A 19,679-nucleotide genomic window follows, 5' to 3' on the forward strand; every position below is an offset into this window, starting at 1 on the left:
CAGGCTAGGAACTCAGGCTGGGTCTCGCTCGTCGCGGACCTGGACGCGACCTGAAGGGGTGTGCAGCCAGCCGCGCAGGCGTCCCGTCACCCAGGGCAGCACCCAGAACGACATGATCGGGGTGAGGACCAGCGTCGACACCAGCACCTGGACGGGCAGCAGCAGGTCGCGGAAGGCGGGCACCAGCCACGCGACCAGCAACGTGAACGCGAGGTTGACGGGGAAGAACCCGAGCCAGATCGCCACCGACTGCTTCCAGCGCGGCGGCGCGGGCAGCAGCGGCGGGCCGGACGGCTCGTCCTGGCGGACCGGAGGGTCGAACCAGCCCTCGATGCCGGTGCGCCGGGTGACGGCCCGCTCCGTGACGAGCCCCTGCCCCTGGGCGAGCCAGCCCTGGCGGTCGGCCGAGCCCTCCCACGCCTCCAGCCGGTCGGCGTCGGCGAACCGGTAGAGCATCACCCAGTCCTCCGAGCCCTCCGCGGCCCGGATCCAGCCCGACCCGAGGAACCCCGGCCAGCGGTTGGCCAGCCGGACGCCGGACTGCACCCACGCGGTGACCTCCGGGACGCGATCGGGGCTGACGACGCGATGGATCGACACGGTGACGGGTGCGGAGCTCATGCGAGCAGTGTTCGACGGCGCGCCCGCCGATGCCCGCCGAGGACGACGCGCGGGACGGTGACGCCCGTCATACGGACGCCTCGCTCGCAACCGGCCGCTCCGTGCTTTGCCCGTTCTTCACGGACACCCCCCAGATCTTCCCCCGCTTGCGTGACGCTCCCCCGCGCAGAACCCAGGGTCCGGACACATCGCGGGCCCACCATGGACGGCGGCCCCGAGACCACACCCGAGGACTCCCCCTGTGAACCTGCCCCGCTTCCGCCTGCCCCGACGACGCCACCCGCGCGCCGTCGGCCGGCACCACCAGCCGAGCACCCGCCGCGCGGCGACCCCGCGCCCGACGACCCGCTCGACGAGGACGCCCGGACCCCGCGCCGCCGTCGGCGGCGCGATGGCCGTCCTGGCCGTCACCGCCGTGACCGCCACCGCGGTCACCGGCGGTCCCGCCGGCGCCGAGTCGTCGACCACGACCTCCACGACCGACGCCTCCACCGTCGTCGTGTCGCCGGACCTGGCCACCGCCGAGCCGACCGTCGTCGTGTCCCAGGACGAGACCACCGTCCGCGCGTCGTCCGCCCTCCAGCGCGCGACCGACGTCACCACGGACCAGGCGACGCTCAGCAAGGCGCAGGAGCGCAAGATCGACGCGCAGGTCGAGAAGGTCGCCGGTCTCCTGGAGAGCCGCGACGCGGACTCGGCCTCCCGGTCCGGCGAGCGCAGCGCCCTGCCGCAGGGCACGGCCGCACCGGCGGCGCAGGGCGACGGATCGCCCGTCACCGCGACCGCCGACGAGATCCTCGCCGCGAACCGTGCCGCCGAGCGCGAGGCCGCGCAGGACGCGTCCGGGTCCGCCCCGGACCGCGCGCAGGCCGACGAGACCGAACGTGCCGAGGAGACCCCCGCCGAGGAGCAGCCCGAGGAGGCGGAGCCCGCGCAGGGCGAGGCCGAGCCCGCCGAGGCGGAGTCCACAGCCCTGGCCAAGGCGACCGACACCCTGGTCGACCTGCTCGACGCCGCACAGTCCGACACCGTCGACGTCGAGGCCGCGCCCGAGACCCCCGCGGACATCACCGCCGCGCAGGTGGCCGCCGCGCGCCAGGCCGCCGCGGGCCTGACGAAGTACGTCGACTCCGTCGTCGGCTACGGGAACGGCCAGATCCCGTCCGGCGAGCTCTGCGAGCTCGACTTCGCGCCCGGCGAGACCCTGCGGTGCGACGCCGCCGAACAGCTCGAGCGCCTCGACGTCGCGTACGCGGCGCGGTTCGGCGAGCACCTGTCGGTCAACGACTCCTACCGGTCGTACGCGGCGCAGGTCGCGACCAAGGCCGCCCGCGGTGCGATGGCGGCGGTGCCGGGCTACTCCAACCACGGGTGGGGCGTCGCCGTGGACCTCAACGGCGGCGTCGAGTCCTTCGGCACCGCGAAGTACGAGTGGCTGCGCGAGAACGGCCCGAAGTTCGGCTGGGACAACCCCGGCTGGGCTCGCGCCGACGGCCGCAAGCCCGAGGCCTGGCACTGGGAGTACAGCCCGATCGGGTGAGGGTCGTCGACCGACCCGCCCCAGGAGCACCGACGACGCGTCCCGCACCCGCGGGACGCGTCGTCGTGCGTCCGGGCCCCGGTCAGTCCCAGCCGAGCTCGTGCAGGCGGTCGTCGTCGATGCCGAAGTGGTGGGCGATCTCGTGCACGACGGTGATCGCGACCTCTTCGGCCACGTCCTCGGGGGTGTCGCAGATCGCGAGCGTGGGGTGGCGGTAGACGGTGATGCGGTCGGGCAGCGAGCCCGCCGCCCAGACCTCGCCCCGCTCGGTGAGCGGCACCCCCTCGTAGAGGCCGAGCAGCTCGGGGTCGTGCGGCGGGGCGTCGTCCTCGACGAGCACCACGACGTTGTCCATGAGCCGGGTCAGCTCCGGCGGCACCTGGTCGAGGCCTTCGGCCACGGCTGCCTCGAACTCCTCGCGCGTCATCTCCACCACGACGCCATCCTCCCGCACGCCGCGCCCCGTACCGCACGCCGCGCCCCGTACCGCGCGCAGGCCCCGGACCCGGCCCGACCGGTATGCTGTCCCGGCTAGCCCCCATCGTCTAGCGGCCTAGGACCCCGCCCTTTCACGGCGGTAGCACGGGTTCGAATCCCGTTGGGGGTACCACGTGAGCGTCGAGTCAGCACCTCGAAGCCCACGATCTGGGGTGTCATCCCTGGTCAGGAGCCGATTTCAGGTTCAGGCCGAGCATGGGGTACGCTTCTTCTCGGTTCGGAAACGAGCCGCCAGGCAGGCGAGGAATCGCCGGCCATGGCCCTGTAGCGCAGTTGGTTAGCGCGCCGCCCTGTCACGGCGGAGGTCGCGGGTTCAAGTCCCGTCAGGGTCGCGCATGAAGCGCCCGGAACGTCGGAAACGGCGCCCGGGCTTTCGTGTCCGAGGCTCTGTAGCTCAGTTGGTAGAGCGTTCGACTGAAAATCGAAAGGTCACCGGATCGACGCCGGTCGGAGCCACCTCAGCACGAAGGCCGCAGCCCCCACGGGGTTGCGGCCTTCGTCGTCGACGCAGCCGTAGGAATTGCCTGTCTCGGCTGGTCACGGTTGAGTGGGGTGCACACGTCCACCACGAGGATCGGAGCAGCCGATGACGGACTGGGACGACGGGCGGCCCCCGCCCGCCGATCAACCGCCCAGCATGGGCCGGCTGGTCGAGCAGGTCTCGGAACAGGCCACCCGCCTGGTACGCGCCGAGATCGCGCTCGCCAAGGCCGAGCTCGCCGACAAGGCGAAGCGGTCGGGCATCGGTGTCGGGCTCTTCGCCGCCGCGCTCGTCATCGTCCTGTACGCGGTCGGGGTGCTGATCTGGTCCGGCATCATCGGGCTCGACGAGGTCTGGCCGCTGTGGCTGTCCGCCCTCGTCGTCGGCGTGGCCATGCTGCTGCTGGCGGGGCTGCTGGTCTTCGTCGGCGTCAAGCTCCTCAAGCAGGCGGCCCGACGGCCGGAGACCATCGACCGTGTGAAGGACGACGTCGCGAGCTTCAAGGAGGGGATCTCGAGGTGAGCCGGACGACTCCCCCGCCGGACGACCTGACCGGTCCGCCGCCGACCCCGGCCGAGCTCCGGTCGGAGGTGGAGCACGCCCGGCGCGAGCTCGCCGACGCGATCGACGCCCTCACGACCCGGGTCTCGCCGTCCTATCAGGCCTCCCAGCTCGCCCGGAACACGCGCCAGGCGGCGGAGGACGTCGGCGGCCTCCTGTCCGGGGACGGGCTGCCCGCCCACGAGCGCCGCGCGCGCAACGCCAAGATCCTGCTGGGGGTGGCAGCGGCGGGAGTCGTCACGGTCGCCGTCCTCGTCATCAAGGTCGTGCGCCGCTGAGGTGACACGCGATCGTCGAGACGTCGCACGAGCATCGACCCGCCGCCCTCGCCCGGGTCGATGCTCGTTTCGCGTCCGCGCGCTGTCGCCGAAGTGCTGTCGCGGACGCGGAACGACTAGCGGCCGGGGCCGCCGGCGCTGCTGTCCGGATCCGCCGCCGCGGCGTTCGCCGCCGCCTCGGCCTCGGCCGCCTCGGAGGCGGCGCCGAGCAGCGCCCGGACCTCCGACTCCTTGTAGCGCCGATGACCGCCGAGCGTCCGGATGGACGAGAGCTTGCCCGCCTTGGCCCACCGCGTGACGGTCTTCGGGTCGACACGGAAGAGGCTCGCGACCTCCGCGGGTGTCAACAGCACCTCGGAGTCCCCGTGGAAACTCATCCCCTGCCACCTCCTGGCACGCGACCGGTCCGGACGGCGTCCGTGAGCTCGACGGCCGTGTCATGCCATTGTGTGCAGAAAGTGGGATTGAGGCGACTTGAACCGTGTACGGCCGGCCTCGGCCCCTTCGAGCAGGCGTGGCGAAGATCACCGCCGCGGCGTCGATCGGCTCCCGAACGGGGTCGACATGACGGAGAACACGCGCCGCGACGCCCACCGAGTGGAGGGAATGCTCCCGGAGCATGTACCGTTAGAGCCTGAACAGACGAAATCTTCTCTCGGGGCCGCACGTCTGAGACGTTGCCGCCCCGCTCCTACGTTGAGGGGGTCGGAGCCATGGGCCGCGGCCGTCAGAAGGCTAAGCACACCAAGGTCGCTCGCGCGCTGAAGTACTACAGCCCCGAGACGAACTACCACGCGCTGGAGCAGGAGCTCCAAGGTAGTCCGCAGACCGACGTTGCCACCGAGGATCGCTGGACGAGTTCTGGCGGGGAGTCCGAGTACGACAACTCCAGCTACACCGCCTGGGACGACGACCGCCGCTGACGGCGGCCCTCCGTTCCAGGCCAGGTCTCCGACCACACACCGACAGGGTCGGGCGGCGCACGCCGCCCGACCCTGTCGTGCGTGGCGGGCCCGGCGGTGGCCTCCGGCCCCGTCGCGTCGTGCGCGCCCGGCCGATGCGGTGGACGACGCACGGTGCCGCCCGGCACGGACGCCGGGCGGCACCGCCGCGTCAGGATCCGGTCAGCGGTAGTCGCCCACCAGCCGCACCGCACCGCCGTGCACACCCTTGGTGCCGGCGACCAGGTCGGTGGCGGGGGCGGTGGGGTCGAGGTCGGCGACGGTGCCGAGGGTCCAGGCGTCCACGCCGAGGGCCGCAAGCCGCGCCAGTGCCGCGTCGGCGCCGTCGGCCCCGACCACCGCGACCATCCCGACGCCCAGGTTGAGGGTGTTCTCCAGGTCGCCGCGCGGCACCGACCCGAGCTCGCGCACGGTGCGGAACACCGCCGGGACCTCCCAGGAGGACCGGTCGACGGTGGCGACCGTCCCCGCGGGCAGCACCCGGGCGAGGTTGGCGGCGAGCCCGCCGCCGGTGACGTGCGTGAAGGCGTGCACCTGGGCGGCCTCGTCCCGGGCGAGCGCGAGGCAGTCGGACGCGTAGACCCGCGTCGGCTCCAGCAGCTCCTCGCCGAGGGTGCGGCCGAACTCCTCGACGTGCCGGTCGAGCTCCCAGCCGGCGTGCTTCACGACGGCCCGCACGAGCGAGTAGCCGTTGGAGTGCAGGCCGCTGGACGCCATCGCGACGAGCACGTCCCCGGCACGGACCCGCTCCGGCCCGAGCACGGCGTCCGCCTCGACGATCCCCGTGGCGGCACCGGCGACGTCGTACTCGTCCGGCGCGAGGAGACCCGGGTGCTCCGCCGTCTCGCCGCCGACGAGCGCGGTGCCGGCGACCTCGCAGGCCTGGGCGATGCCCCGCACGATGTCTGCGACCCGCTCCGGCACGACCTTGCCGGTGGCGATGTAGTCGGTCATGAACAGCGGCTCGGCGCCGACCACGACGATGTCGTCCACGACCATGCCGACGAGGTCGAAGCCGATCGTGTCGTGCTTGTCGAGCGCCTGGGCGATGGCGACCTTCGTCCCGACGCCGTCGGTGGACGTCGCCAGCAGCGGCTTGCGGTACCGATGGAACGCCGACAGGTCGTACAGGCCGGCGAACCCGCCGACGCCACCGAGGACGGCCGGGCCGTGCGTGCGGCGCACGGCGTCCTTCATCAGCTCGACGGCCTTGTCGCCCGCCTCGGTGTCGACTCCGGCGGCGGCGTAGGTCAGGGGTTCGGTCACGGGGTCAGGCTCCTGGTGGTGCGGTTCGCCGGTCGAGGGCAGGTCAGGGGTGGTCGAGCGCGGTGCTGCCGCCGACGCCGACGGCGAGCTGGGACAGCCCGTCCTCGGGTGCGCCGAGCGGGAGCTGCGCCTGCTCCAGCAGGTGCTTGCCGAGCTTGTCGGCCTCCGGCAGCTCGATCGGGTACTTCCCGGTGAAGCAGGCCGCGCACAGCTGGGACGCGGGCTGCTCGGTCGCGGCGATCATGCCCTCGGTGGAGATGTAGCCGAGGGAGTCGGCGCCGAGCGACTGGCCGATCTCCTCCACCGTCAGGCCGTTCGCGATGAGCTCGGCGCGGGAGGCGAAGTCGATGCCGTAGAAGCACGGCCACTCCACCGGCGGCGACGAGATGCGGACGTGCACCTCGGCGGCGCCGGCCTCGCGCAGCATGCGGATCAGGGCGCGCTGCGTGTTGCCGCGCACGATGGAGTCGTCGACGACGACGAGCCGCTTGCCCCGGATGACCTCGCGCAGCGGGTTGAGCTTGAGGCGGATGCCGAGCTGGCGCAGCGTGTCCGACGGCTGGATGAAGGTGCGCCCGACGTAGGCGTTCTTCATGAGGCCCTGGCCGAACGGGATGCCGGACTCGGCGGCGTAGCCGGTCGCCGCGGGCGTGCCCGACTCGGGGACCGGCATGACGAGGTCGGCGTCGACGGGGTGCTCGCGGGCGAGCACCCGGCCCATCTCGACGCGTGCGGCGTGCACCGGGCGACCCTTGATGGTGGTGTCGGGGCGGGCCAGGTAGACGTACTCGAAGACGCAGCCGGCCCGCTCCACGGGGGCGAAGCGCGTGGAGCGCAGACCGTCCTCGTCGATGCAGATGAGCTCGCCGGGCTCCACCTCGCGCACGTACGACGCACCGACGATGTCGAGGGCGGGCGTCTCGGACGCGACGACCCAGCCGCGCTGGGTCCGGCCCAGGACCAGCGGGCGCACGCCCTGCGGGTCGCGGGCGGCGTAGAGGGTGCGCTCGTCCATGAAGACCAGCGAGAAGGCGCCGCGCAGTCGCGGCAGCACCTCGAGGGCGGTCTGCTCGAGCGTGTGGTCGGCGTCGCCCGCCAGCAGCGCGGTGACGAGCGCCGTGTCGGTGGTGTTGCCGCGGGCGAGCTCACCGCGGCGCTGCGCGCCGTGACGCTCCGCCACGAGGTTCACCAGCTCGGCGGTGTTGGTCAGGTTGCCGTTGTGGCCGAGCGCGACGGTGCCGGCGGCGGTGGCGCCGAGCGTCGGCTGGGCGTTCTCCCACGTGACCCCACCGGTGGTGGAGTAGCGGCAGTGCCCGACGGCGATGTGGCCGGTCAGGGCGTTCAGGGCGGTCTCGTCGAAGACCTGGGACACGAGACCCATGTCCTTGTAGACAAGGATCTGCTCACCGTTGCTGGTGGCGATCCCCGCGGACTCCTGGCCCCGGTGCTGCAGGGCGTAGAGGCCGAAGTAGGCGAGCTTGGCGACCTCTTCACCGGGGGCCCAGACACCGAAGACACCGCAGGCGTCCTGCGGTCCCTTCTCGCCGGGCATGAGGTCGTGGTTCAGGCGGCCGTCAGGGCGCAAGGGCATGGAGCAAGTATCCCACAGGCTCCCCGAGCCACCGCAGGCCGTCCCGGCGACGGTTCCGCCGCGGTCGCCGGGTCAGCGTCGTCGCAGGCTGCGACGGTCGGCGAGGACCGCGAGCGCGCCGGCGAGCAGGACGAAGAACGTGACGGAGCCCAGCACGACGACCGAGACGTAGACGCCCGGCTTGAGCAGGCCGGACCCTTGCTCGGTGCCGATGCCCGTGAACCAGACCCCGAGCACGACGCCCACGATCACGCCGACGACGGCACCGAGGGTGAAGAACGCCCGGTAGCGCGGGGCGCGGCGCACCCGCGCGGGGTCCACGAGCACCACGTCGTCCTGGGCGTCGTCCTGCACCTGGTCGCCGGCGGGCCGAGCCGTGGCGGCTGCACCGGACCGGGCCGGGCCGGGCTCGGCCGGGCCGACCGTCGTCGCGGGGACGGCGTCCGGGGTGTCCGGGGCGTCCGGGACACCGCCGGCGGGGCCGTCGGCGGGGGTGCGGGGCTCGGGACGGGTGCTGCTCACCCGTCGAGCCTAACGCCGTCCGGGCACGGCTCGGGCCGCGGTCCTGGGCGGGACCGCGGCCCGAGGCCGGTCGTGCGGGACGGTCAGGCGACCTGCTCCCAGGGGCCCCAGCGGTCGCCGGGCACCTGGTTGCGGGTCCACCAGCGGGCGCGGTAGGTGTCGCCGTCGTGCACCACGGTCTCACCGCCGGTGTACACCGTGGACGGCGTCCAGGTGCGGGCCGTGCCCGACGGCGTCACCACCTCGGCGCCGAGCTCCGACCAGGCGCCCCACGGGCTCGCTCCGGGGGTCTCGCCGCGGGTCCACCACAGCGCCTCGAACGTCCGCCCGTCGAGGCTCACCACGTCGCCCGCGGTGTAGACGGTGCCCGCTTCCCACACCGGCGCCGTCGGGGCGTCGGCCAGCAGGTCGAGGCCGACGAGCAGCGGGTCGTGGTCGGACGACCGGAACGGCGACGTGTCGTAGAGGTTGGTGACGTTGTAGTCGTACCGGCTGTACTCGTTCGCGACGGGCTCGACGGCGTTGATGTTCCAGATGTCGGTGCCGGTCACGGCGGCGAGCGCCGCCGGGGAGGCGAGCACGTGGTCGAGGGAGCCGACCTGGCCGTCGAACGAGTACGTCCACTCCCCCGTCGTCGGCCCGAGGTCGGTGTACCCGGCGTCGGTGAGGACGACGATCGGGTCCTCCTGCTCGTAGGCGTTGAAGTCGCCCACGAGCAGCACCTTGTCGGTGCCAGCCCCGGCCGCGACCTCGTCGGCGAACGCGACCAGGTCGGTCGCCTGGCGCACGCGGGACTCGTTGGACGACCCCTGGCCGTCACCGGCGTCGGCGTCGCCCGGCCACGGGCCGGCCGAACCCTTCGACTTGAAGTGGTTGGTCACCACGAGGAGGTCGTCGTCGGTGCCGGTGGTGCCCCCGACCGGCTGGAACACCTGGGCCAGCGGCTGGCGGGCGTTGCCGAACGCCTCGGAGCCGAGCAGGATCTGCGACTCCCCGACGGTCTCGGCGGCGGCGGTGCGGTAGACGAAGGCGTTGCGGATGACGTCCTCGGACGCCGGGACCTCGGCGGGCGACGGGACGTACGCCCAGGTGCCCGCCCCGTCGACCTCGTCGAGCGCGTCGACGAGGTCGGAGAGCGCCTGGTCGCGCGGCTTGTCGAACGCGGCGGAGTTCTCGATCTCCTCCAGCGCGACGACGTCGGCGCCGAGCGCCGAGATCGCGGCGACGATCTTCGTCTCCTGACGCTCCAGGTTCTCGGCGTCGGCCGCGCCACGGGCGTCGCACCCGGTGCGCACGGAGATCGGGTCACCGTCCCGGTCCGTGTAGTACTGGCAGCCGGCGAGCTGGTCGCCGGTGGTGGTGAAGTAGTTGAGGACGTTGAACGTCGCGACCTTCAGGTCGCCGCCCACGGCCTCCGGAGCGTCGGTGCGGGTGTCCTCGAACGTCGCGGGCTGCGCGACGTCGGCGTTGGCCCCGGTGAGCTGCTGCGTCGGCTGGAAGCCCCACGCGGAGTACCGGTAGTCGAGGACGACGGGCGCGGTGAACGTCACGGACGCGCCGACGCGCACCGGGTCGGTGCCGTTCAGCCACGGCAGCGGCGTGCCGGAGCGCGACGCGGAGGTGTAGTTCCACGTGGACCCGTCGTCGAGCAGGACGCCGCGGGCCGCGTTGTCGGCCGCCTGGGCGGCGGCCTCGTCCGAGCCGGGGCGGCCGACCGAGGTCGGCTGCACCAGCGGCGAGCCGCCCGCCGCGAGGCCGACGGTGCCGTACAGGTTCGTGTCGTAGTTGTCGGTGACGACGAACTCGCCCTGCGGGGCGATGAGCATGCCCTCCAGCGCCTCCCGCTCGGCGGCCGAGGCCGGCCAGGCGGTCGTCGTGGGCTTCACCGCGGCGGCGGGTTCGGTGAGCACGCTCCAGGAGGACGCCCGGACCTGCGACAGCTCGAAGTACTCGCCGACGGTGCCGGTCACCTCGAGGTGGTCGCCCACCTGCACCTGCGCGGCGAGCGCCGCGGAGTAGACGAAGATCGCGTCCGACGCACCGGGGGTGGCGTCGGCGGCGGGGTCGCCGCCGGTGCCGGCGGTCTGGAGGTAGATCCCGTCGAACCCACCGGTCGGGTAGGCGGCCGTGACGACGCCGCGCGTCGTGACGGTCTGCCCGTCGAGGGCGGCGACCGCGCCCGTGCCCTGGACGTCGGCGATCGGGACCACCGTGCCGGGCGTCGGGGTGGGGGTGGGCTCCGTCGGGGTGGGGGTGGGCTCGGGCCCGCCGTCACCGCTGTTCGCCGGCGTCGGGGCGCCGGCGACGAAGTCGGCGGCGTTGTCCAGGGTGTGCCCGTGGTCCGTGCGCGACACCGAGGTGCCGTTGGCCGTCCCGGGGGCCGGGGCCGTCCCGAGGAAGGTGTTGGTGGTGGAGCCCCAGCCGACGAGGTCGACGACGTCCTCCGCCGTGGCGCAGGCCGCGCCCAGGCAGGTCAGGCGCGTGGTGCTCGACACGAGCGCCACCTTCGCCCCCGACCCCGACATCGCGATGGTGCCCTCGACGTCGGGCGTGGGCAGGTCCGGCAGGTCGGTGTTCGCACCGGACGCCTGCGCGACGAGGAACGAGCCGCCGGCGGGGATCTCGCCCGTCAGGTTCGTCTGCCCCGACCACGTCGACCCGGTCGCGGACCCGTACTGCACCGACCAGCCGTCGAGCGACACGGGCTCGTCGGTGGGGTTGTGGAGCTCGACGAAGTCGCGGTCGAACGCGCCGCCGTTGTTGCCGCCACCGCCGTAGACCTCGTCGACGAGCACGGCGGCGTCCACGGACGGGACGGCGGTGGCCGGGACGGCGAGCACCGCCGTCGGGACGAGCAACGCCGCCAGGGCCGCGGTGTACGCGGCCGGCCGGCGGCGCGGGGATGGTGACGTGATGGTCACGCTGGTCCTCCTCGATCAGGGTCGACGGTGTCGGCCCCACCCAAGCAGGACGGTGTGAACCCCTGTTGAACCGCAGGTCACGGGCGTGCTACCGAACGAGGGCCGCAGCCGCGACGCTAGCGGAGGCGGCGCGTCCCTGCGCGGTGACACGGTCAGCGGCGGCGGGCCGCCTGCAGCGGGAGCAGGTCGGCCAGGTCGGCCCGCTCCCCCGAGGCGTGCACGCGGCCCGCGGTCACGGCGTCGGCCCAGGTCGACCGACCCGACGCGAGGTCGAGCCACGTCGCGGGGTCCGTCTCGACGACGTTCGGCGGCGTGCCGCGGGTGTGCCGCGGGCCGGCGACGGCCTGCACCGCCCCGGCCGGGGGCACCCGCACCTCGACCGCGTTGCCGGGTGCGACGGCGGCCAGCTCCTCCAGGGTGAACCGGACGGCGGTGGTCGTGGTGGGGCGGGAGGTGTCGCCGTCGAGCCAGGCGGCCAGCGCCGCGCGCCCCGCCACCGGGTCGGTCCGTCGTCGTGCAGGCATGGCAGCAGGTTACGGGTCGGTGCGCTGTCGGTGGCACGGCACATGCTGGAGCCATGACGACGACGGTGCGTGACCTGCTGGCCGACCAGATCGGCTTCTACTGGGAGGCGCACCTGTGGCCGCGGCTGCAGGGCCTCACCGACGACGAGTACCTGTGGGAGCCCGCCGAGCCGGCATGGAGCCTGCGCACGGGCGACGACGGCGTCGTGCGGATCGAGTCCGAGCACCCGGAGCCCGCCGTGCCGCCCGTGACGACCATCGCGTGGCGCACGGCCCACGTCGGCCGCGACGTGTGGGGGATCCGGGCGCGGGCGTTCTTCGGGCCGACGCCGGTGCCCGGCGCGGACATGTTCGACGTCCGGCACTGGCCGGAGCCGCTGCCGCTCACCGCGGCGGGTGGGCTCGCCCTGCTGGAGGAGGGCTACGGGGCGTGGCGGGACGGCCTGGCGGGTCTCGACGACGACGCACTGCTCGCTCCGCTCGGCCCGGCCGGCGGGCCGTACGCACAGGACTCCCTGGCCGCGCTGGTCGCCCACCTCAACCGGGAGGCGATGGCGCACGGTGCGGAGATCTGCCTGCTGCGCGACCTCTACCGGGCCCGGAGGCGATGACACACGTCGGTGCCCGGCACGACCCTGCCGGGCACCGACGACGCTCAGCCGGCCTGCGCCGCGAGCTCTGCCCGCACCTCGTCCCGGAGCCGGCCGTGCCGTGACGGTTCCGGGGCGGCGGCGAGCAGCGTCTTGGTGTAGTCGTGCTGGGGGTCGAGGATCACCTGGTCGCTCGGCCCCTGCTCGACGACGTCGCCGCGGTACATGACGACGATCTCGTCGCTGAAGTGCCGGGCCGTCGCGAGGTCGTGGGTGATGTAGAGGACGCCGAGGTCCTGCTCCCGCTGGAGGCGGGCCAGCAGGCCCAGCACCCCGAGACGGATCGACACGTCCAGCATCGACACCGGCTCGTCCGCGACGAGGAACCGCGCGCCGGGCGCCAGCGCCCGCGCGATCGCGATGCGCTGCCGCTGCCCGCCCGACATCTCGTGCGGCCGCTTCGCGGCGAACACCTCGGGCGGTGTGAGGTTGACGCGCTCCAGCAGCGCGTGGACCGCGGGCTCGACGTCCTTGCCCTTCGCGACGCCGTGGATCTTCAGCGGGCGCTCCAGGTGGTGGCGTACCGGGTGGTAGGGATTGAGCGACGCGAACGGGTCCTGGAACACCATCTGCACGTCGTGGCGGTAGCGGTCCAGCGCGCGGCCCCGCCGCCCGATCCGTGTGCCGTCGAGCAGGATCTCCCCCGACGTGGGCGTCTCGAGCTGGGCGATCATGCGCGCCACCGTCGACTTGCCCGACCCGGACTCCCCGACGACCGCGACCGTGCGGCCCGCCTCCAGGGTGAACGAGACGTCGTTGACGGCGCGCAGGGTGCCGCGCCGCAGCCCGCCGCCGCGGACCTTGAAGTCCTTGACCAGGTGGCGCACCTCGAGCGTGCTCATGCGGTCGCTCCGTCGTCGTAGGAGAAGTCGCCGAGGAGGCTCGGGAACGAGCCCAACAGCTTCTGCGTGTACTCGTGCTGGGCGGCCGCGTAGATCTGCTCGGCCGTGTCGAGCTCCACGATCCGCCCGGCCCGCATCACGGCGATCCGGTCGGAGATCTCGAGCAGCAGGGGCAGGTCGTGCGTGATGAACACGACGGCGAACCCGAACTTCTCGCGCAGCAGCATGAGCTCGCGCAGGATCCCGCGCTGCACCACCACGTCGAGGGCCGTCGTCGGCTCGTCCATGATCATGACCTGCGGTTCCAGCGCCATCGCCATCGCGATCATGACGCGCTGGCGCATGCCGCCCGACAGCTCGTGGGCGTAGGCGTCGAGCCGGGACGGGTCGACGCCGACCAGCCGCAACAGCTCCGCGCAGCGCTCGCGCCGCTCCGGCTTCGTCAAGTTCGGGCGGTGCGTGAGCAGCACGTCCTCGAGCTGCGCATACACGCTGATCACCGGGTTGAGCGAGTTCATCGCGCCCTGGAAGACCATCGACACCTTGTCCCAGCGGAAGGCACGCAGGGCGTCGCCGTCGAGGGACACCACGTCGAGGTCGGTGCCGTCCGCGTCGTGGAACGTCACCTCGCCCGACCGCAAGATCGCCGGCGGCTTGAGGAGCCGGTTCAGCCCGTACGCGAGCGTCGACTTCCCGCAGCCCGACTCCCCCGCGAGACCGAGGATCTCACCCCGGTGCAGCGTGAGGGAGACGTCCTGGACCGCGCGGACCGGCGGGGACACCTCGTACTCGATGGACACGTCGCGGGCGGTCAGCACCGGCGTCAGGCCGGCGACGTGCCGGGCGTGCGCGGCCGAGCTCAGCGGCCCGGTCGTCGTCGTGGGCGCGCTCATGCCTGCACCCTCTCCTTCTCGCTGTCGGGGTCGACGGAGGCCTCGGCGTCGGCACCGTCCGGTCCGGCCGGGCCGGTGTCGGCGGCGCGCTCGTCGGCCTCGTCCAGTGCGGTGATGTCCTTGCCGGCGGCCCGGGCCCGGCGGACGCTGCGCGCCGCGGCGGGGACCGACCGGAGCTTGGGGTTGACGATCTCGTCGATCGAGAAGTTGACGAGGCTCAGCGCGCAGCCGAGCAGCGCGATCATCAGGCCCGGCGGCACGAACCACCACCAGGCGCCGCGGGTCAGCGCGCCGCCGCCCTGCGCCTCGTTGAGCATCGTGCCCCACGTGATCGAGCCGTTCGGGCCGAGCCCCAGGTACGACAGGCCCGCCTCGCCGAGGATCGCCAGCACCACCGCGAAGAGGAACTGCGCGGTGAGCAGCGGCAGCAGGTTCGGCAGGATCTCGACCATGAGGATGCGGGGGGTCTTCTCCCCCGCGACGCGCGCGGCCGACACGTAGTCGCGGTTGCGCAGCGACCTCGACTGGAGCCGCAGCACCACCGCCGCGCCCGGCCAGGCCGTCGCCCCGAGGATGAGGGCCACCACCAGCAGGCTGCGCACCGACAGGTAGCTCGACACGACGATCATCAGCGGCAGACCGGGGATGACCAGCATGACGTTCGTGACGAGGGACAGGCCCTCGTCGGTCCAGCCGCGGCTGTACCCGGCGACGACGCCGAAGATCAGCGACAGCACGATCGCGAGGAGACCGGCGACGACCCCGACCAGCAGGGAGCCGCGGGAGCCCTCGGCGAGCTGGGCGAGGACGTCGTAGCCGAGGCTCGTCGTGCCGAGCCAGTGGCCGGGCTGCGGGGGCAGCATCGCGGGGTTGTCGGAGTCGCGCGGGTCCTGGGTGAGCATCGGCCCGACGATCGCGAACAGCACGATCGCGGCGACGATCACCAGGCCGACGACGAGCTTGCCGCGGCCGCGGAGGCGGTCGCGGACGCTGCGGCGCGTCGCGGGACGGGACGGGGCGGGAGCGGTCGTGTCAGTCACTGTGGCGTGCCCTCGGGTCGATGAGGCCGTGCACGAGGTCCATGACGAACAGCGCGGCGAGCACGGCGAGCGTGATCATGAGGAAGACGCCCTGCATGAGCGCGTAGTCGTTGTTCTGCACGGCGTCGATCATCAGCTTGCCCAGTCCGGGGTAGCTGAAGACCTGCTCGGTGACGATCGATCCGGCGACGACGAAGGCCAGCGTGACGCCGAACCCGTTCACGGACGGGATGACGGCGTTGCGCACGGCGTAGGTGGTGTAGACGCGGCGGCGGGACAGGCCCTTGGCCTCCGCGGTGACGATGTAGTCCTCCGAGAGGGTCGCCACCATCATGTTGCGCATCCCGAGCAGCCAGCCGCCCACGGACGAGATGACGATCGTGACGGCCGGCAGGATCGCGTGGTAGAGCACCGAGCCGACGAACGCCCAGCTCAGCTCCGGTCCGTTGAAGGTGAAGACGTCGTAGGCGCCGATGATGGGGAACCACTGCAGCGTCACGGAGAAGACGAAGATGAACAGCAGGGCGACCCAGAAGTAGGGCAGCGACTGCAGCATCGTGGTGGACGGGATGATCGAGTCCACCCAGGTGCCGCGCCGCCAGCCGGCCCAGGCGCCGAGCGTGACGCCGAGGACGAACGAGATGACGGTCGCGGTCCCCACCAGGCCGATGGTCCACGGCAGGGCGTTCCCGATGAGCTCGGTCACCGGGGTGGGGAACTGCGTCACCGACACCCCGAGGTCCCCGCGCAGCAGGTTCCCCAGGTAGGTGACGTACTGCTCCCACAGGCTCGTGTCCTCGGACGCGCCGAGGAGGAGCCGGAGGCTGTTCTGGACGGCCGGTGACACTTCACCGCTCCGCTGGAGCTTCGCCAGCAGGATCGTGTAGGGGTCTCCGGGCAGCAGGCGCGGCAGCAGGAAGTTCAGGGACACGGCGATCCACAGCGTCACCGCGTAGAACCCGATCCGTCGTGCGTAGAACCTCATGGCGTGCCGTCCTTCGTCGCAGGCATCCGACTCCTCCTCAGCAGTGGTCGATCAGGGCGTCACTCGGCGCCGGCGAGGTTGCCGAGGATGACGCCGGAGGACGGGCCCTGCCAGGCCGGCGGGAAGACGTAGAGGTCCTCCTCGGTCGGGAAGCCCGTGTAGTCGGTCTGGTTGAAGAACGTCTGCGACGCGTTGACCAGCAGCGGGATGTACGGCAGGTCCTCGACGATGTTCTCCTGCACCGTGGCGTACGCCGCGGCCTTGGCGGCCTCGTCGTTGGTGGCGGCGGCGGCCTTCACCGCGTCGTCGACCTCGGTGTCGGAGTAGCGGGCGAAGTTCCAGTCGCCCGGCTCGAGGGCGGTGCCCACCGGCGTCGTGTAGTCGGTGGAGAACCAGTCGCGGTAGATCTGGTACGGGTCGGCGATGGACGTCCCGACGACGCCGCCCATGATGAGCTCGAACTCGCCGGCGGTCCGGGAGTCGGCGAACTCGTTCCAGGAGATCGTCGTCGCGACGACCTTGATGCCGGCCTCGGCGGCCTGCTCCTCGATGAGCTTCGCGGCGTTGTTGTAGTCGGTCCAGCCGTCCACCGAGGTGAGGGTCAGCTCGATGGCCTTGCCGTCCTTGCCGTAGAAGCCGTCCGCGCCCTGGGTGTAGCCCGCGGCCTCGAGGATCTCGCCGGCGCCCGCGGCGTCGGCGGACTGCTCGATGGCGGCTGGCATGCCGTCCGCGATCCACTTGTCGTCACGGCCGAGCAGCGCGAAGGTCGGGGAGATCTCCTTGGCGAGCCCCACGAACGCCTTCTCGTTGATCGCGCCGCGGTCGATGGCGGCGGACAGCGCCTGGCGGACGGCGACGTCGGTCTGCGCGCCTTCGCAGCCGAGGTCCACGTTCGAGCAGGTGTACAGGACGGTCGGGTCGACCGGGGTGTTGATGTAGCCCAGGCCCGCGGACTCGAGACGCTCCGGCTCGGGCACGAACATCGTGGCCCAGTCGATCTGGCCGGTGGCCAGCAGGTCCTCCGCGGACTGGTTGGCGTCGATGCCCAGGTACCGCAGGTTCTTCACGGCGGGCTCGCCGCCCCAGTAGTCGGGGTTCGCGACGGCGGTGTAGGAGGCGTCGGAGGTGCTCTCGACGAGGTACGGGCCGGTACCGACCGGGCTCTCGGCGTTCGTCCACGCGACCAGGCCGGTGAGGCCCGCCTCGGAGTCCTCGGCGTCCTCGTTCTGGCTGAACACGTGCTGCGGCACGATGTAGGTGGAGCCGAGGATCGCGAACTCGTTGGCGTACTGCGGCTCGTCGAAGCTGATGACGACGGTCGTGTCGTCGGAGGCCACGGCGTCGGTGAGGTACACCGGCTTGGCGGTCTCGTTGGTGAGGGAGTAGACGACGTCGTCGGCGGTGAAGGCCTCGCCGTCGTTCCACGTCACGCCCTCGCGGAGCGTGACGGTGAGCTCGGTGCCGTCCTCGTTCCACTCGAACGCGGTGCCCAGCATGGGCTCCGGCGCGGTGTCGGCGACCTTGTTGTAGGAGAACAGGGTCTCGTAGATGCCGCCGTTGGCGAGGTGCAGGACGCCGACCGCGTACGGGTTGAAGTTCGCCGTGATCGGGGTCTGCGAGCCCGCCCAGATGTTGAGGACGCGGTCGGTGCTCGCGCCGGCCGCCGTCTCGCTGGTCTCGGTCTCCGGGGCCTCGTCGGTGCCGCCGGAGCAGGCGCCCGCGAGGAGGGTCACGCTCGCGGCGAGCGCGGTGGCGACCAGCAGGCGCTGACGCCGGGTACGTCCGTGCATGGTGTTCCTTCCTGTGGCGCTGCAGCGCGCCGGCTGGACGGCGCGTCGTCGCGCCGGGAGTGGGTACCGCTCGGTTGAAAGGAGAGTTAACAAACAAATCTGCGACACCGCTACCCCCTGCATCGATATAAAGCAGGAGTGTTATCAAACCGTGTTCTGCGTCACACGACGACGCGGACGGTCACCCCGGCACGCGGCGCCGGGTCAGGGCAGGGTGAAGCGCACCCGCCGCTCGGGCACCGACGCCTCCGCCAGGGTCACCCGCACCCGCTCGCCCAGCGGCAGCTCCGCACCCTCCACGCGCGCCCGCACCGCCGGCTCCCGCAGCAGCACCTCGCCGCGCCGCAGCCCGTCGTCGCGCGGCTCCCCCGCCTCCACGACGACCGCGTCGAACGCCCGGCCCACGCGGTGCGCCAGGAGCGCCGCCTCGACGATGTCCACGCACGCCCGCTCGAACGCCGACGCCCGCCCGGCCGCCGACCGCATCGTCGCCGGCAGCCCCGGCAACGCCTCCAGCACCCACTCGGGCACGTCACGACCCGCCGACAGCGCCAGGCAGACCTCCAGCCCGTACCGGTCCACCAGGCGGCGCAACGGCGCCGTCACGTGCGCGTACGGCGCGCCCACCGCCGCGTGCCGGGCGTCGTCGGGCGGCGTCGTCCGCGGCCCGCCTCCCGGCCCCCGCACGCCGAAGGCCACGTAGTCCGCGCCCCGGAACAGGGTCGTCGCCTCCGCGAGGAAGGCCGCGTGCGACGCCCGGCGCGACTCGATGCGCGGCAGCAGGTCGGCGTACGGCACGTCGTCCGGCCAGTCGATCCCGAGCGCGTCGGCGCACCGGTGCAGCCGCGCGACGTCCCCTGCGCCCGCCGGCGGCAGCGTCCGCAGCACCCCCACCCCGCCCTCGCGCATCATCCCCGCGGCCGCGATCCCGGTCAGCAGGGAGATCTGGGCGTTCCACTCCTCCACCGGCAGGGTGCGCCGCAGCTCCAGGCCGAACGAGCCGTCGGCCCGTCGGACGATCTCCTGCTCCGGCACCGGCAGCGACACCCCGCCCCGGTCCCGCTCCCGGGCCTGGCGCAGCCGGCCCACGTCGGCGAGGTGCACCAGCGGCTCCGGCGCCGTGCCCGAGTCCAGCGCCGTCTGCGCCTCGCCGTACGTCAGCCGCGCCCGCGAGCGCACGACGGCGCGCGTCACCACCGCGCTCGAGATCTCGCCGTAGGTGTCCAGCGCGATCGTCCACAGGATCGCCGGGCGGTCCTCGCCCGGCAGCAGGCTCGCCGCCCCTTCCGACAGCACCACCGGGTGCAACGGGGAGCGCGTGTCCGGCCCGTAGAACGTCACCCCGCGCCGGTGCACCTCCGTGTCGAGGGCGCCGCCCGGCGACACGAACGCGGCGACGTCGGCGATCGCGTACCGCACGACGTAGCCGTGGCCCGACGTCGCGACGTGCACCGCCTGGTCCAGGTCCTTCGACCCCGGCGGGTCGATCGTCACGAACTCGACGTCGCGGCGGTCCTGCCGGAAGTCCTTGAGATCACCGCGGGCCGCGCGTTCCGCCTCCGCGCGCGCATCGGCCGGGTACATCGCCGGGAGCCCGACCTCGGCGCGCAGCGACGCCAGCGCGTCGGCGACGTCGTCGGGTGCCGTCGGGGCGAGTCGCAGGTGTCGGGAGGGCACGCCACGACCGTAGTTGCGCGGCTCCGCGAGCGCGCGG

Annotated in this window: 19 protein-coding genes and 3 tRNA genes; 8 read left to right on the forward strand and 14 right to left on the reverse strand. The window is 72.9% G+C overall.

Annotated elements, in window-relative coordinates; genetic code table 11:
- Positions 1-12: 12 nt before the first annotated feature.
- A complete protein-coding gene (locus I598_RS09960; RefSeq protein ID WP_068202830.1) occupies positions 13-621 on the reverse strand; it encodes an antibiotic biosynthesis monooxygenase in 609 nt (202 codons plus the stop codon).
- 241 nt (positions 622-862) lie between these two features.
- Between I598_RS09960 and I598_RS18260 the strand changes: the two genes are divergently transcribed.
- Complete coding sequence (locus I598_RS18260) at positions 863-2,161, forward strand: M15 family metallopeptidase (RefSeq protein WP_068202831.1); 1,299 nt, start codon at positions 863-865, stop codon at positions 2,159-2,161.
- Between the two features lie 82 nt (positions 2,162-2,243).
- Here I598_RS18260 and I598_RS09970 read toward each other — a convergent pair whose 3' ends face one another.
- The gene (locus I598_RS09970) at positions 2,244-2,588 is read right to left on the reverse strand and encodes a metallopeptidase family protein (RefSeq protein WP_083973587.1); all 345 of its coding nucleotides are present in this window, start codon (positions 2,586-2,588) and stop codon (positions 2,244-2,246) included.
- A 107-nt stretch (positions 2,589-2,695) separates the two neighbouring features.
- Between I598_RS09970 and I598_RS09975 the strand changes: the two genes are divergently transcribed.
- From I598_RS09975 to I598_RS09995, 5 genes are all read left to right on the forward strand, one after another.
- Positions 2,696-2,771: transfer RNA gene (locus tag I598_RS09975), tRNA-Glu, on the forward strand.
- Positions 2,772-2,917: 146 nt separating this feature from the next.
- Positions 2,918-2,991: transfer RNA gene (locus tag I598_RS09980), tRNA-Asp, on the forward strand.
- Positions 2,992-3,042: 51 nt separating this feature from the next.
- A tRNA-Phe gene (locus I598_RS09985) sits at positions 3,043-3,115 on the forward strand.
- 130 nt (positions 3,116-3,245) lie between these two features.
- The gene (locus I598_RS09990; RefSeq protein ID WP_068202833.1) at positions 3,246-3,662 is read left to right on the forward strand and encodes a phage holin family protein; all 417 of its coding nucleotides are present in this window, start codon (positions 3,246-3,248) and stop codon (positions 3,660-3,662) included.
- On the forward strand, positions 3,659-3,979 hold the full coding sequence (locus I598_RS09995) for a DUF3618 domain-containing protein (RefSeq protein ID WP_083973146.1): 321 nt from the start codon (positions 3,659-3,661) through the stop codon (positions 3,977-3,979). The genes I598_RS09990 and I598_RS09995 overlap by 4 nt, the downstream gene beginning before the upstream one ends.
- Positions 3,980-4,095: 116 nt before the next feature.
- Here I598_RS09995 and I598_RS10000 read toward each other — a convergent pair whose 3' ends face one another.
- The gene (locus tag I598_RS10000; RefSeq protein ID WP_068202834.1) at positions 4,096-4,356 is read right to left on the reverse strand and encodes a BldC family transcriptional regulator; all 261 of its coding nucleotides are present in this window, start codon (positions 4,354-4,356) and stop codon (positions 4,096-4,098) included.
- 336 nt (positions 4,357-4,692) lie between these two features.
- Between I598_RS10000 and I598_RS10005 the strand changes: the two genes are divergently transcribed.
- Positions 4,693-4,902: a DUF3073 domain-containing protein gene (locus I598_RS10005; RefSeq protein WP_068202835.1), complete on the forward strand. Its 210-nt coding sequence runs from the start codon at positions 4,693-4,695 to the stop codon at positions 4,900-4,902.
- Positions 4,903-5,103: 201 nt separating this feature from the next.
- Here I598_RS10005 and purM read toward each other — a convergent pair whose 3' ends face one another.
- The 5 genes from purM to I598_RS10030 all read right to left on the reverse strand — a co-directional run bounded on the left by purM (position 5,104) and on the right by I598_RS10030 (position 11,765).
- Positions 5,104-6,207 (reverse strand): phosphoribosylformylglycinamidine cyclo-ligase, encoded by a 1,104-nt coding sequence (gene purM, locus I598_RS10010; RefSeq protein WP_068202836.1) that lies wholly within the window; start codon positions 6,205-6,207, stop codon positions 5,104-5,106.
- A gap of 43 nt (positions 6,208-6,250) precedes the next feature.
- Positions 6,251-7,798 (reverse strand): amidophosphoribosyltransferase, encoded by a 1,548-nt coding sequence (purF, locus tag I598_RS10015; protein ID WP_068202837.1) that lies wholly within the window; start codon positions 7,796-7,798, stop codon positions 6,251-6,253.
- Between the two features lie 72 nt (positions 7,799-7,870).
- Positions 7,871-8,320, reverse strand: coding sequence for a hypothetical protein (locus I598_RS10020; RefSeq protein WP_068202838.1), 450 nt, complete (start codon positions 8,318-8,320; stop codon positions 7,871-7,873).
- Positions 8,321-8,403: 83 nt separating this feature from the next.
- Entirely contained in the window at positions 8,404-11,241 is a 2,838-nt protein-coding gene (locus tag I598_RS10025) for an ExeM/NucH family extracellular endonuclease (protein WP_083973148.1), read from the reverse strand.
- A 152-nt stretch (positions 11,242-11,393) separates the two neighbouring features.
- Entirely contained in the window at positions 11,394-11,765 is a 372-nt protein-coding gene (locus I598_RS10030) for a sterol carrier family protein (protein WP_068202839.1), read from the reverse strand.
- Positions 11,766-11,818: 53 nt separating this feature from the next.
- Between I598_RS10030 and I598_RS10035 the strand changes: the two genes are divergently transcribed.
- Positions 11,819-12,376 carry a DinB family protein gene (locus I598_RS10035; protein WP_068202840.1) on the forward strand — a complete coding sequence of 186 codons (558 nt, stop codon included), beginning with the start codon at positions 11,819-11,821 and terminating at the stop codon, positions 12,374-12,376.
- Positions 12,377-12,420: 44 nt separating this feature from the next.
- On the opposite strand, the gene I598_RS10040 is transcribed toward I598_RS10035, so the two are convergent.
- The 6 genes from I598_RS10040 to I598_RS10065 form a co-directional block, all read right to left on the reverse strand.
- Positions 12,421-13,257, reverse strand: coding sequence for an ATP-binding cassette domain-containing protein (locus I598_RS10040; RefSeq protein ID WP_068202841.1), 837 nt, complete (start codon positions 13,255-13,257; stop codon positions 12,421-12,423).
- Positions 13,254-14,150 (reverse strand): ABC transporter ATP-binding protein, encoded by an 897-nt coding sequence (locus I598_RS10045; RefSeq protein WP_083973150.1) that lies wholly within the window; start codon positions 14,148-14,150, stop codon positions 13,254-13,256. Before I598_RS10045 ends, I598_RS10040 begins: the two co-directional genes overlap by 4 nt.
- The gene (locus I598_RS10050) at positions 14,147-15,190 is read right to left on the reverse strand and encodes an ABC transporter permease (protein ID WP_068202842.1); all 1,044 of its coding nucleotides are present in this window, start codon (positions 15,188-15,190) and stop codon (positions 14,147-14,149) included. The genes I598_RS10045 and I598_RS10050 overlap by 4 nt, the downstream gene beginning before the upstream one ends.
- A complete protein-coding gene (locus I598_RS10055) occupies positions 15,183-16,175 on the reverse strand; it encodes an ABC transporter permease (RefSeq protein ID WP_068202843.1) in 993 nt (330 codons plus the stop codon). Before I598_RS10055 ends, I598_RS10050 begins: the two co-directional genes overlap by 8 nt.
- Positions 16,176-16,234: 59 nt before the next feature.
- Positions 16,235-17,965: an ABC transporter substrate-binding protein gene (locus I598_RS10060; RefSeq protein WP_068202844.1), complete on the reverse strand. Its 1,731-nt coding sequence runs from the start codon at positions 17,963-17,965 to the stop codon at positions 16,235-16,237.
- A 204-nt stretch (positions 17,966-18,169) separates the two neighbouring features.
- Positions 18,170-19,642, reverse strand: coding sequence for an RNB domain-containing ribonuclease (locus tag I598_RS10065; protein ID WP_068202845.1), 1,473 nt, complete (start codon positions 19,640-19,642; stop codon positions 18,170-18,172).
- Between the last annotated feature and the right edge of the window lie 37 nt (positions 19,643-19,679).

It is taken from the genome of Isoptericola dokdonensis DS-3, assembly GCF_001636295.1.
GTDB classification, from domain to species: domain Bacteria; phylum Actinomycetota; class Actinomycetes; order Actinomycetales; family Cellulomonadaceae; genus Isoptericola; species Isoptericola dokdonensis.